General features: G+C 42.8%; 8 protein-coding genes and 1 pseudogene. 8 read left to right on the forward strand and 1 reads right to left on the reverse strand.

The genetic code is table 11. The features are described 5' to 3' along the window. Positions 1 to 42: 42 nt before the first annotated feature. Positions 43 to 1,317: a citrate synthase gene (gltA, locus tag HADU_RS00005; RefSeq protein ID WP_008301877.1), complete on the reverse strand. Its 1,275-nt coding sequence runs from the start codon at positions 1,315 to 1,317 to the stop codon at positions 43 to 45. 1,002 nt (positions 1,318 to 2,319) lie between these two features. Here gltA and sdhC point away from each other — a divergent pair. From sdhC to sucC, 8 genes and pseudogenes are all read left to right on the forward strand, one after another. Beyond that, positions 2,320 to 2,718: a succinate dehydrogenase, cytochrome b556 subunit gene (sdhC, locus tag HADU_RS00010; protein WP_008301879.1), complete on the forward strand. Its 399-nt coding sequence runs from the start codon at positions 2,320 to 2,322 to the stop codon at positions 2,716 to 2,718. Beyond that, the gene (gene sdhD, locus HADU_RS00015; protein ID WP_004810840.1) at positions 2,718 to 3,080 is read left to right on the forward strand and encodes a succinate dehydrogenase, hydrophobic membrane anchor protein; all 363 of its coding nucleotides are present in this window, start codon (positions 2,718 to 2,720) and stop codon (positions 3,078 to 3,080) included. Before sdhC ends, sdhD begins: the two co-directional genes overlap by 1 nt. 12 nt (positions 3,081 to 3,092) lie before the next feature. After that, positions 3,093 to 4,991 (forward strand): FAD-binding protein, encoded by a 1,899-nt coding sequence (locus HADU_RS00020; RefSeq protein WP_004810838.1) that lies wholly within the window; start codon positions 3,093 to 3,095, stop codon positions 4,989 to 4,991. 14 nt (positions 4,992 to 5,005) lie between these two features. After that, complete coding sequence (locus tag HADU_RS00025; RefSeq protein ID WP_004810837.1) at positions 5,006 to 5,716, forward strand: succinate dehydrogenase iron-sulfur subunit; 711 nt, start codon at positions 5,006 to 5,008, stop codon at positions 5,714 to 5,716. Between the two features lie 838 nt (positions 5,717 to 6,554). Then, positions 6,555 to 9,377 carry a 2-oxoglutarate dehydrogenase E1 component gene (locus HADU_RS00030; RefSeq protein ID WP_008301892.1) on the forward strand — a complete coding sequence of 941 codons (2,823 nt, stop codon included), beginning with the start codon at positions 6,555 to 6,557 and terminating at the stop codon, positions 9,375 to 9,377. An 18-nt stretch (positions 9,378 to 9,395) separates the two neighbouring features. Then, positions 9,396 to 10,610 (forward strand): 2-oxoglutarate dehydrogenase complex dihydrolipoyllysine-residue succinyltransferase, encoded by a 1,215-nt coding sequence (gene odhB, locus HADU_RS00035; protein WP_004810833.1) that lies wholly within the window; start codon positions 9,396 to 9,398, stop codon positions 10,608 to 10,610. 67 nt (positions 10,611 to 10,677) lie between these two features. Further along, on the forward strand, positions 10,678 to 12,108 hold the full coding sequence (lpdA, locus tag HADU_RS00040) for a dihydrolipoyl dehydrogenase (protein WP_004893506.1): 1,431 nt from the start codon (positions 10,678 to 10,680) through the stop codon (positions 12,106 to 12,108). 181 nt (positions 12,109 to 12,289) lie between these two features. Further along, positions 12,290 to 13,455, forward strand: a pseudogene (gene sucC, locus HADU_RS00045) (ADP-forming succinate--CoA ligase subunit beta).

The following is a 13,455-nucleotide window of genomic DNA, read 5'->3' on the forward strand; positions in this document are numbered from 1 at the left end:
GCCCGAAAGGGCGGTTTTTTGGGTCTTTCGACGCGATTCGAATTAACGAGCGATATCGCGTTGAGTTTCGCCAGTATAAAGCTGACGAGGACGACCGATCTTGTAAGGACCGCTGTGCATTTCTAACCAGTGGCTGATCCAACCAACTGTACGTGCAAGCGCAAAGATCACAGTAAACATTTCTGTTGGGATACCAATCGCTTTAAGGATGATACCTGAGTAGAAGTCTACGTTAGGGTAAAGGTTACGTTTGATGAAGTATTCGTCAGAAAGCGCGATACGTTCAAGTTCCATAGCAAGAGCAAGCTGTGGATCGTTGATGCCAAGAGCACCAAGAACTTCGTCACAAGTTTCTTTCATTACTTTCGCACGTGGATCGAAGTTTTTGTACACACGGTGACCGAAGCCCATGAGTTTAACTTCTTTAGTTTTCACTTTTTCCATGAAGCCAGCAACGTTTTCTACAGTGCCGATTTCATCCAGCATCTTAAGAACAGCTTCGTTCGCACCACCGTGAGCAGGACCCCAAAGTGCAGAGATACCAGCAGCGATACATGCATATGGGTTAGCGCCAGTAGAACCAGCTAAACGTACTGTAGAAGTAGAAGCATTTTGTTCGTGGTCAGCGTGAAGTGTGAAGATACGGTCCATTGCTTTCGCAAGGATTGGATCTACTTTGTAGTCACGGTCTGCTGGAGTAGCAAACATCATGTACAGGAAGTTTTCAGCGTAAGTCAAATCGTTACGTGGGTAAACGAATGGTTGACCAACAGTGTATTTGTAGCTCCAAGCTGCCAAAGTAGGAATCTTAGCGATTAAACGAATCGCAGTGATTTCACGATGGTTAACATCTTCGATGTCCAGATTATTGTGATAGAACGCAGACAACGCACCAACAACACCAACCATGATTGCCATAGGGTGAGCATCACGACGGAAACCGTTATAGAAGCGGCTTACTTGATCGTGAACCATAGTGTGGTTACGAACTTTAGCGTCGAATTCTTCTTTTTGCTCAGCTGTTGGAAGCTCGCCATTAAGAAGTAAGTAGCAAGTTTCTAGGTAATCAGCTTTAGTTGCTAACTGGTCAATTGGGTAGCCACGGTGTAAAAGAACACCTTTATTACCATCGATGAAAGTGATTTTAGACTCGCATGCAGCTGTTGCCATAAAACCAGGATCAAAAGTAAAGTGACCTGCAGCCAACACATCTTTAACGTCGATTACATCTGGGCCCAATGTGCCGCTGTAAATTGGTAATTCAATTTCTTTGCCATCAAGCTGTAAAACGGCTTTCTTGCCAGTTGCTTCAGACATTCAATAGATCTCCTGTCCTGGTGAATGTTTATCCGAGTTGTCTATCAATCTTTTAATGTACAAAACGGACGGATCAAAAATTTGCTATAAGATTAGTGAGTACTGAAATTTTGTCAATTATACTTATGGATAAAAAATGACGTTACACAGCGGCTTAGTCACATAATCTCTGTATAAAAAGCTTTATTAAAATCACAGCATCAACGCGCTATAATAAGATAAAACATGCAGGAGGTGCAGAAAAAAATGCATTGTTTGCAGCAATAATCATCATCTTTTAATCGTAAAAAAATGTTTAAAATGATTAGGTTTATAATGATAAAGTGGCTAAAACTATATAAATTTCACTACTTACAGCTTTTTCAAGGGTTGGTAGTTTTTGTCAGGTCTTATAAATAAAAGCACTTAATAAAATATTTGGAAATGTCTGTTTGATTAAAAAATGACTTATTTTTGCTCGATTAAATCATGCTAATTTGATTTATTTGGAGACCTGTTTCACATTTTTAAGTTGAATAGCATAGATCAGTACTGAAATGCGTTTTATCTGCCTAAGTGACGTATTCATTCAACTATTACAAAGATAGTTTTGTATTTACCATTTGGCTTATCATAAATCTTTAAAAAATAGAGGGTTCTGTATAGTTTGAGTGATATTTTCAATCGAGCGCTAAGTGCTTGAATCTTCACCTTTAGTCTAAAGAACAAATGTTTCTATTATATCTCCATATCGGACTAAATTAATCGGCTTTATTATTTAAAAACATATATATAAGTATTGATTAGAAGGCAATTATAAAATTATTGCAGATTAATCTTATTGTTAATGATTCTTATTTAAAGGATTTTTAGCCAAAAAGCTTATGAGAGTTGTTTGTATTTTGATAGTGAGCGTTTTATAATTCAGTGTCGTTTTACGTTTAGGCATGTATTTGTCTAATCAATGCCAGCTTTCCTTCGAATTAATTCCAACAAACTCCGGATGGAGTTTTTAACTACAGGATGCCCGCTGTGAAAAGCAACAGACCTGTCAATTTGTCCATGGGTCAAGTTTTAGAAGTAAACTTAAAATCACCTGTGGCTATTGCATCAATTCTACACCGTCTTTCTGGTGTGATCGTATTCTTACTCGTACCGGTCCTTTTATGGATTTTAGACAAGTCATTGTCTTCGCCTGAAGGTTTTGCTCAAGTGCAAGAAATCTTTAACGGTTTCATCGTGCGTTTTGTTGTATGGGTATTTGTAGCCGGCTTAATTTATCATACGTTTACTGGTATTAAGCACTTACTTGCAGATGTTGGCGTTGCAGAAGAACTGCAAAGCGGCCGTACTGCAGCTACTATTTCATTAATCTTGTCTGCGATCGGTATTGTTGCAGCATTTGTATGGATCGTACTCTAATGAAAAGTGCTACTGGTTTAACGGGTTCAGGTTCTCGCGATTGGTTTCTTCAACGTGTGAGTGCAGTGGTTCTAGCTGTGTATACTGTTATCGTTTTGGGTTGGATTCTACTGAATGGTGGCTTCAACTTTGAACAGTGGTACGGCTTTATGATGACTACACCAATGAAGATTTTGTCTTTATTGGCAGTATTCTCTCTTGTTGCACACGCATGGATTGGCATGTGGCAGGTTTTCACTGACTATGTGACTACTCGTCAAATGGGTCCATCAGCATCAGGTTTACGCATTGTATTGACTTCAGCAGTGATTATCGCTGTATTAGCATACGCAATCTGGGCAATCCAGATTTTCTGGGCTTGATAGGAAGAGATCATGGGCGCAATTAACCCTAAAGAAGATTACACAAATATTCCACATGAAACTTTCGATGCTGTCATCGTGGGTGGCGGTGGTTCAGGTATGCGTGCATCTTACCAACTTGCTCAAGCTGGTTTAAAAGTTGCTGTACTGACTAAAGTATTCCCGACACGTTCACACACTGTTGCGGCACAGGGTGGTATTGGTGCATCTCTTGGTAATATGCAAGAAGATAACTGGCACTACCACTTCTATGACACAGTTAAAGGTTCTGACTGGTTAGGTGACCAGGACGCGATCGAGTTTATGACGCGTGAAGCACCTCAAGTGGTATATGAATTAGAACATTTAGGTATGCCATTTGACCGTAACGCAGACGGTACGATTTACCAACGTCCATTCGGTGGTCACTCTGCAAACTACGGTGAAAAAGCGGTTCCTCGCGCATGTGCTGCAGCTGACCGTACAGGTCACGCACTTCTTCATACGCTTTATCAAAGCAACGTGAAAATGGGTACACAATTCTTCGTGGAATGGATCGCACTTGATTTGATCCGTAATGAAGCTGGCGATGTACTTGGTGTAACTGCTATCGATCAGGAAACTGGTAAAATTGCAGTATTCCAGGCGAAAGCTACTCTATTTGCTACTGGTGGTGCGGGTCGTGTTTACCGTGCATCTACTAACGCGTATATCAATACTGGTGACGGTCTTGGTATGGCAGCTCGTGCAGGTATTCCATTACAAGATATGGAATTCTGGCAGTTCCACCCTACAGGTGTTGCGGGCGCAGGCGTATTGCTAACTGAAGGTTGTCGTGGTGAAGGTGCAATCCTTCGTAACAAAGATGGCGAACCGTTCATGGAACGTTATGCTCCAACTTTGAAAGACTTGGCACCACGTGACTTCGTATCACGTTCTATGGACCAAGAGATCAAAGAAGGTCGTGGCTGTGGTCCTAAAGGTGATTATATCCTTCTTGATATGACGCACCTGGGTGCGGATACGATCATGAAACGTCTTCCATCTGTATTTGAGATTGGTAAGAAATTCGCGAACGTTGATATCACCAAAGAGCCAATTCCAGTAGTGCCAACAATCCATTACCAAATGGGTGGTATTCCTACGAATATTCATGGTCAGGTTGTTGTTCCAGAGTCTCCAGAAACTGAAGCACTGGTTACTCACTACGACAAAAACACTGATACATACTCTACTAACCAAGAAGGCCGTAACTTCACTAAACCAGTGAAAGGTTTCTATGCGATTGGTGAATGTTCTTGTGTATCTGTACATGGTGCAAACCGTCTAGGTACAAACTCACTGCTTGACTTGGTTGTATTTGGTAAGGCTGCCGGTCAGCACATCATCGATTATGTGACTAAACACCACGGTGATGAATATGAACCGCTTCCTACCACTGTACTTGAGCAAACTGTTGCACGTATTCGTAAACTTGACGAATCAACGACAGGTGAAAATGCTCAAGAAGTTGCTGATGCGATTCGTGACATCGTTCAAGACCACGCTGGTGTATTCCGTACATCTGCACTTCTTGAAGAAGGTGTGAAACAGATTCTTGCAATTGAACCGCGCGTGCGCAACATTCACTTGAAAGACAAATCTAAAGTATTCAACACAGCACGTATTGAAGCACTTGAAGTTGAAAACTTGTATGAAGTTGCTAAAGCGACTCTAATTTCAGCTGCAGCGCGTAAAGAATGCCGTGGTGCACATACGGTAGTAGACTTTGAAGAGTCTCCTGACCATCCTGCATACCCATACGGTCGTCGTGATGATGAGTGGATGAAGCACACATTATGGTTCTCTGCGGACAACCGTCTTGAGTATAAGCCAGTACGTTACCGTCCATTGTCAGTTGATGCAATTCCACCTAAACCACGTACATTCTAATTCGGAGAAGTAAGATGAGTAGAGGTACTCGTACATTTAATATCTACCGCTACGATCCTGATAAGGATGCAGCACCGTACATGCAAACTTTTAAACTGGAATTGACTGACAAGCACCGTATGTTGCTTGACGCACTTCTGGCATTAAAAGTACAAGACGAATCTTTAACGTTCCGTCGCTCATGTCGTGAAGGTATTTGTGGTTCTGATGGTGTAAACATCAATGGTAAAAACGGTCTTGCATGTCTGTGGAACCTGAATGATTTACCAGAAACAATCACAATCCGTCCACTGCCAGGTCTTCCAGTAGTTAAAGACCTTGTTGTAGACATGAATCAGTTCTACGATCAGTACAACAAAATTCATCCGTTCTTGATCAATAATCAGCCTGCACCGCCTAAAGAGCGTCTACAGTCTCCTGAAGAACGTGAACATCTTGATGGTCTGTACGAATGTATTCTTTGTGCATGCTGTTCAACTTCATGTCCGTCATTCTGGTGGAATCCTGATAAGTTCTTGGGTCCTTCAGCATTGTTGAATGCTTACCGCTTCATCATTGACTCACGTGATACAGCAACTCAAGAGCGTTTGGCTCGTCTTGACGACCCATTCTCGCTGTTCCGTTGTAAAGGCATCATGAACTGTGTATCTGTATGTCCTAAAGGCTTGAACCCTACCAAAGCAATCGGTCACATCCGTAACATGCTTCTAGATATGGCTGGCTAATTCAGACTGCGAATAACAGTTTGTCAAAAAAGCACACCACTTGGTGTGCTTTTTGCTTTATAGGGGCGCTGAAAAGGGTAAGACTAGTCGAAAAGCAGGTGTTATCAGCAGGAGTTCTGGTGCAATCATAAAGGGTGATGAATCATTTCAGAGCATTTTACTCAGGTTTGTGCACTAATATGATGTAGTTCGATTTATTTATGATTTTTAGATGTAAAACTGACCTGAAAAAGATTCCCGATAATGTTATTATATAACGCAAGATTGCAAAGGGAGTGGATTGGAAGATTTACTCTCTTTTTGTTTATCAGTGGTATGGTGGATGGATGTAGGACTTTAGTCTACGGAGATTGTATTTTTCATTTAAAGCTCCCTATGTTAGAGTAATTTCTGGTTGATGTATTTGACTAAAAAACACACATTTCTCGTCAAAAAAATCAATTGATTAGTCGAGATCGTGATAGCATTTAGCATAAGATTATATCCAAAAAATGTAAGGATTAATGTACACTTTTTAAACACGGAAAAACCTGCGACTGGTATATAAAGGTAAGTTAGAGTCGCTTTAGAAAAAATACAGCTTAAGCCTTTGTTTTTTCTAAGTCGATTTGCAAAAAAATTGCTCGGTTTTTATCGGGTATTCGATGAGTGATGATGCCGCTGAGGGGCGTTATTGTTCATTAAACATATCAAGAGTTGCTCTTGGTGTGGTGATAGCGCCTCATGGCTTATGCCTTATGGGGGACTAATGTCATCTTACCAATTTGACATTACTAATCCTGGGTTTTGCTTAAAAAGCATCCTGAAAATGTTTTTGCAATAGGAAATGGGTCCACAAATGCAAGAAGTTGCTGACGCTCTGCGTCTTGACACTGAACTTAGCGCTGATAGTGCAGCGTATATTGAAGAACTTTATGAGCAGTATCTGACCGCTCCAGACTCAGTGGGTGCTGACTGGCAGGAATACTTCGGTAAGTTCCCTAAAGGTGACCAACCACACAGCAATGTACGTGAGCAATTCCTACTGTTAGGTCGTAATTCAAGCCGTGTTCAGCCTGTCATTCAAGCGACAGTAAGTTCTGATCACGAGCGTCGTCAAATTGGCGTATTACAACTCATTGCGGCTTATCGTAACCGTGGTCACCAGAAAGCTAAATTAGATCCATTAGGTCTTGCAAAACGCGAACAAGCATTTGACTTAGAACTGGATGCACATGGTTTAACCAAGTCTGATTTAGACACAGTATTCAATACTGGTAATCTTGCGATCGGTAAAGAAGAAGCAACGCTTGCTGAAATTCTTGCTGCATTAGAGTCTACATACTGCGGTACTGTTGGTTCAGAATACATGCACATCGTTGACACCAAGGAAAAACGTTGGATTCAACAACGTCTTGAAGGTGCACGTGGCCAGTTTGGTTTCAACACACAACAGAAAAAACATGTACTTGAACGTTTGACTGCAGCTGAAGGCTTAGAAAAATACTTAGGTAATAAATTCGTTGGTGCAAAACGTTTCGGTGTTGAAGGCGGTGAGTCTTTCATTCCGATGGTTGATGCAGTGATTCAACGTGCAGGTTCTGTTGGCTGTAAAGAAGTTGTAATCGGTATGCCACACCGTGGCCGTCTGAACCTTCTGGTTAACATCATGGGTAAAAACCCGGCTGACCTGTTTGGCGAATTCGAAGGTAAGTCTCTTCATAAGAAAGGTTCTGGTGACGTTAAGTATCACCAAGGTTTCTCGTCTAACGTAATGACTCCAGGTGGCGAAGTACACTTGGCATTGGCGTTTAACCCATCACACCTTGAAATCGTTGGACCGGTAGTTGAAGGTTCGGTACGTGCTCGTCAGGTACGTCGTAAAGACATCGGTGGTGATGACGTATTACCAATCATCGTTCACGGTGATGCAGCATTTGCAGGTCAAGGTGTCAATCAGGAAACCTTCCAGATGTCACAAACGCGTGGCTACACCGTTGGTGGTACAGTGCACATTGTTGTGAACAACCAAGTTGGTTTCACCACTTCTGATCCACGTGATGCACGTTCTACAGAATACTGTACTGACATCGCGAAAATGATTCAGGCACCGATCTTCCATGTCAATGGTGATGATCCGGAAGCTGTATTGTTTGTTGCTCAGCTTGCACATGATTTCCGTCATACTTTCCGTAAAGACGTGGTTATCGACATGTTCTGTTATCGTCGTCGTGGTCACAACGAAGCGGATGAACCAGCTGCAACTCAGCCAATGATGTACCAAGTCATCAACAAGAAAGCGACGACTCGTACTTTGTATGCTGACAAACTTGTTCAAGAAGGCATCCTTGACCGCGCAACTGCAGATCAAATGGTTGAAAACTATCGTTCAGACCTTGAAGCAGGTAAACACGTTGCCAATGCCTTGGTATTAGAGCCGAACAAGAAAATGTTCGTAGACTGGTCTCCGTACTTAGGTCACGACTACACAGACGAGTGGGATACAACTTGTGATCTAGAACGTCTTAAAGAACTTGGTCGTAAAATGCGTGAGCTTCCAGAAGGCTTCGTGATGCAGCGTCAGGTTTCTAAAGTGATTGATGACCGTCTGAAAATGCAGACTGGTGAAATGCCATTGAACTGGGGTGCTGCTGAAACTCTAGCATATGCATCGCTTCTAGACGATGGCTACTTGGTTCGTTTAACTGGCGAAGACGTGGGTCGCGGTACCTTCTCACACCGTCATGCAAAACTGCATAACCAGGTAGATGGCTCAACCTATATTCCACTTTGTCATATCAAAGAGAATCAGCCACGCGTTGCGATCTATGATTCATTATTGTCTGAAATGGCAGTATTGGCATTTGAATACGGCTATGCGACGACTCTTCCTAAGAGCTTGATCATCTGGGAAGCTCAGTTTGGTGACTTCGCGAACTGTGCACAGGTTGTGATCGACCAGTTCATCTCATCTGGTGAAACCAAGTGGGAACGTGTATGTGGTCTGACTATGCTTCTACCACACGGCTTCGAAGGTCAAGGTCCAGAGCATTCATCTGCACGTCTTGAGCGCTTCCTGCAGTTATGTGCAGAAGACAACATGCAAGTGATGACTCCAACTACACCTGCACAGATCTTCCATGCATTACGTCGTCAGGCAATCCGCCCAATCCGTAAGCCAATGATCATCATGTCGCCAAAATCATTACTGCGTCACAAGTTAGCTGTGTCTAACCTTGATGAACTTGCAAGCGGCACATTCCAGACTGTGATCGATGAAGTAGATAACATCAACAAATCAGACGTAACTCGTCTGGTGCTGTGTGGTGGTAAGGTTTACTACGACCTAGTTGAAAAACGTCGTGAAAAAGAATTGAACAATACAGCGATTGTTCGTATTGAACAATTATATCCGTACCCAGAAGCACGTCTTGCTGAAGTTCTTGCTCAGTATCCAAACCTGAAAGAGCTGGTTTGGGCTCAAGAGGAACCGAAGAACCAAGGTGCTTGGCTCTTCATCGCGCCACGTCTGTATGACGACGTAATGAAGTCTGGTAAACAGGTTCGTATTAGCTACGCTGGCCGTGAAGCTTCTGCTGCACCGGCGTGTGGTTCACCATATTTGCATGCAAAACAACAAGCTCAGCTCGTTAACGACGCTCTAGCGATCGATGCTGAATAATCCAGGAGATTCTAAGTAATGGCAACCGAAATTAAAGCACCGGTATTTCCAGAGTCAGTTGCGGACGGTACGATCGCAACTTGGCACAAACAACCAGGTGAAGCAGTATCACGTGATGAAGTGATCTGTGATATTGAGACTGATAAAGTTGTTTTAGAAGTTGTTGCTCCTGCTGACGGTACAATTGCATCAATCATCAAAAATGAAGGCGACACAGTGCTTTCTGCTGAAGTGATTGCTCAATTTGAAGAAGGTGCTGTTTCTGGCGCTACACAAACTCAAGCAGTTCAATCTGAAGAGAAAGTTGAGCAAGCTGCTGCACAAACTGAAGCGGGTAATTCGCCGATTGTTGAGCGTACTCAAGTTGCTGACCAGGCACCTGCAGTACGTAAAGCTTTAACTGAATCTGGTATTGCTGCATCTGACGTATCTGGTACAGGTCGTGGCGGTCGCATCACCAAAGAAGATGTTGCAAACCACCAAGCGAAACCAGCAGCACCTGCTGCTGCACCGCTGAGCGTTGCAGTTGGTGAGCGTATCGAAAAACGTGTACCTATGACTCGTCTACGTAAACGTGTTGCTGAACGTCTGCTTGCTGCGACTCAAGAAACAGCAATGTTGACTACGTTCAACGAAGTAAACATGAAACCAATCATGGAAATGCGTAACCAGTACAAAGATGCGTTTGAAAAACGTCATGGTGCGCGTCTTGGCTTTATGTCATTCTTCGTTAAAGCAGCGACTGAAGCGCTTAAACGCTACCCAGCAGTGAATGCGTCTATCGATGGTGACGACATCGTTTACCATGGTTACTATGACATCGGTGTAGCGGTTTCTTCTGACCGTGGTCTGGTGGTTCCTGTACTTCGTGATACAGACCGCATGAACTATGCTGAAGTTGAAAATGGTATCCGTGCATACGCTGGTAAGGCGCGTGAAGGTAAACTTGCAATTGAAGACATGACTGGTGGTACTTTCACAATTACCAACGGTGGTACTTTCGGTTCATTGCTTTCAACTCCAATCTTGAACACGCCTCAAACTGCGATTCTGGGTATGCATAAAATCCAGGAACGTCCTATGGCAGTGAATGGTCAAGTTGAAATCTTGCCAATGATGTACCTTGCGCTTTCTTATGACCACCGTCTAATCGATGGTAAAGAAGCTGTAGGTTTCCTTGTAACAATCAAAGAATTGTTAGAAGAGCCAGCACGTCTTATCCTTGATCTATAATTTTAGTTTTTAAGAATAATCAGAGCAAGTTCGAAGCGATCCTTTGAACTCGTTTTTGGAGATACAAATGTCTCAGTTTGATTTAGTTGTAATCGGTGGTGGTCCAGGCGGCTATGAAGCTGCTATTCGTGCAGCTCAACTTGGTTTTAAAGTTGCGTGTATCGAAAAACGTATTCATAAAGGTAAACCTTCTCTAGGCGGTACTTGCTTAAACGTAGGTTGTATCCCTTCTAAGGCACTTCTGGATTCTTCTCACCGTTATGAAGATACTGTTCATCATCTAGATGATCACGGTATTACGACTGGTGAAGTCGCATTTGATTTGTCTAAAATGCTTGCGCGTAAAGATAAAATCGTAAACCAATTGACCATGGGTATCGACGGTCTGCTTAAAGGCAATGGCGTTGAATGGTTAAAAGGTACTGGTAAATTACTCGCTGGCAAAAAAGTTGAGTTTGTTTCACATGAAGGCGAAACTCAAGTTTTAGAACCTAAATACGTGATTCTTGCAACTGGTTCTGTGCCGGTAAATATTCCTGTTGCTCCTGTAGATCAAGACATTATTGTTGACTCTACTGGCGCGCTTGAATTCCAGGAAGTGCCTAAGCGTTTAGGTGTAATTGGTGCAGGTGTAATCGGTCTTGAACTTGGTTCAGTATGGCGTCGTCTGGGTGCTGAAGTTGTTGTATTTGAAGCAATGGATGCATTCTTACCAATGGCTGATAAAGCATTGGCAAAAGACTACCAAAAAGTATTGACGAAGCAAGGTCTGGATATCCGTGTTGGTGCGAAAGTATCTGGTACTGAAGTGAATGGCCGTGAAGTTACTGTTCAGTACACTCAAGGTGGCGAAGACAAAACTCAAACTTTCGACAAGTTGATCGTTTGTGTAGGTCGTCGTGCTTATGCTGAAGGTCTATTGGCTGAAGATTCAGGTATTAAATTGACTGAACGTGGTTTAGTTGAAGTAAACGATTGGTGTGCAACTTCTGTTGAAGGCGTATACGCGATTGGTGACTTGGTACGTGGTCCAATGCTTGCACATAAAGCAATGGAAGAAGGCGTAATGGCAGTTGAACGTATTCACGGTCACGCTGCACAAGTCAACTACGACACGATCATTTCTGTAATTTATACACATCCAGAAGCGGCGTGGGTAGGTTTAACAGAAGAGCAAGCGAAAGAAAAAGGCATTGAGGTGAAAACTGGTCAATTCGGTTTCGCTGCGAACGGCCGTGCAATGGCTGCTGGCGAAAATGCTGGTTTCGTGAAGTTTGTTGCTGATGCGAAAACAGACCGTCTACTTGGTATGCACGTGATTGGACCTGCTGCGTCTGACATCGTTCACCAAGGTATGATCGCACTTGAATTTGTATCTTCAGTAGAAGACTTGCAGTTGATGACTTTCGGTCACCCAACTTTCTCTGAAGTCGTACATGAAGCTGCTCTGGCAGTGGATGGTCGTGCAATTCACGCGATCCAGCGTAAGCGTAAGTAATAAAAAAGAGCGGCTTAGGCCGCTCTTTTTACATTTGATGGTTGTTTTTATTAGAACAATCATCTAAAAATAAAGATAAGAATCAAAACATCGTTTTAATAAATTCCAATATCGATGTTGCAGCGCCACAGGATATTGGACGCAGTAATAACAAAGTGAAAAAGTAGTAAAAGGTCAATCAATGAATTTACATGAGTATCAAGCAAAAGCGTTATTAAAAAATATGGCATGCCAGTTCAGGAAGGTATTCTTGCGACAAATGCTGAAGAAACAGTGCAGGCTTTTCAACAGCTGGGCGGAAAATTTGCCGTATTAAAAGCCCAGGTGCATGCCGGGGGGCGTGGTAAGGCGGGTGGGGTAAAGGTAGTTAAATCTGCCGACGAAGCCGCTGAATATGCCAATCAAATTATTGGCTCACGTTTAGTGACTTATCAAACCGATGCCAATGGTCAACCAGTCAACAGCATTCTGGTCTCTGAAGATGTTTATCCGGTAGAGCGTGAACTTTATCTGGGTGCTGTGGTAGACCGTTCAACTCGCCGTATTACCTTTATGGCATCGACTGAAGGCGGTGTTGAAATTGAAAAAGTGGCAGAAGAAACGCCTGAAAAAATTATTAAAGTTGAAGTTGATCCACTCGTTGGTTTATTGCCGTTCCAGGCACGTGAAGTTGCATTTGCTTTAAACCTTAAAGATGGACAAATCAATCAATTTGTTAAAGTCATGACTGCAGCTTATCAAGCCTTTTTGGAAAATGATTTTGCTCTGTTTGAAATCAATCCGCTATCAGTCCGTGAAAATGGCGACATTCTTTGTGTCGATGCCAAAGTAGGGATCGATTCGAACGCGCTGTATCGTTTGCCTGAAGTGGCGGCACTACGCGATAAATCACAAGAGAATGAGCGTGAGCTAAAAGCCTCTGAATTTGATCTGAACTATGTTGCCTTGGAAGGTAATATTGGTTGTATGGTCAATGGTGCAGGTCTTGCGATGGCCACCATGGATATTATCAAGCTTTATGGTGGTCAGCCCGCTAACTTCCTCGATGTCGGTGGTGGTGCAACCAAAGAGCGGGTGATTGAGGCGTTCAAAATTATTTTGGCAGATACTTCTGTACAAGGTGTGTTGATTAATATTTTTGGTGGAATTGTACGTTGCGACATGATCGCTGAAGCAATTATTGCAGCAGTTCAAGAAGTAAATGTCACTGTGCCGGTTGTGGTTCGCCTTGAAGGGAACAATGCTGAGCTTGGTGCCAAATTACTGGATGAATCTGGTTTGAAATTAATTTCTGCAAATGGCCTGGCCGATGCTGCAGAAAAAATTGTTGCTGCAGTAAAAGCTTAA

The sequence above is a fragment of the Acinetobacter sp. HA genome, from assembly GCF_000264725.1.
In the GTDB taxonomy this organism is placed as follows: domain Bacteria; phylum Pseudomonadota; class Gammaproteobacteria; order Pseudomonadales; family Moraxellaceae; genus Acinetobacter; species Acinetobacter schindleri.

Excerpts from the sequence above, each read along its gene's own strand:
- sdhD (WP_004810840.1), top strand. The coding sequence starts at position 2,718 with ATGAAAAGTGCTACTGGTTTAACGGGTTCAGGTTCTCGCGATTGGTTT.
- lpdA (WP_004893506.1), top strand. The coding sequence starts at position 10,678 with ATGTCTCAGTTTGATTTAGTTGTAATCGGTGGTGGTCCAGGCGGCTAT.
- gltA (WP_008301877.1), bottom strand. The coding sequence starts at position 1,317 with ATGTCTGAAGCAACTGGCAAGAAAGCCGTTTTACAGCTTGATGGCAAA.
- HADU_RS00025 (WP_004810837.1), top strand. The coding sequence starts at position 5,006 with ATGAGTAGAGGTACTCGTACATTTAATATCTACCGCTACGATCCTGAT.
- sdhC (WP_008301879.1), top strand. The coding sequence starts at position 2,320 with ATGCCCGCTGTGAAAAGCAACAGACCTGTCAATTTGTCCATGGGTCAA.
- HADU_RS00030 (WP_008301892.1), top strand. The coding sequence starts at position 6,555 with ATGCAAGAAGTTGCTGACGCTCTGCGTCTTGACACTGAACTTAGCGCT.
- HADU_RS00020 (WP_004810838.1), top strand. The coding sequence starts at position 3,093 with ATGGGCGCAATTAACCCTAAAGAAGATTACACAAATATTCCACATGAA.
- odhB (WP_004810833.1), top strand. The coding sequence starts at position 9,396 with ATGGCAACCGAAATTAAAGCACCGGTATTTCCAGAGTCAGTTGCGGAC.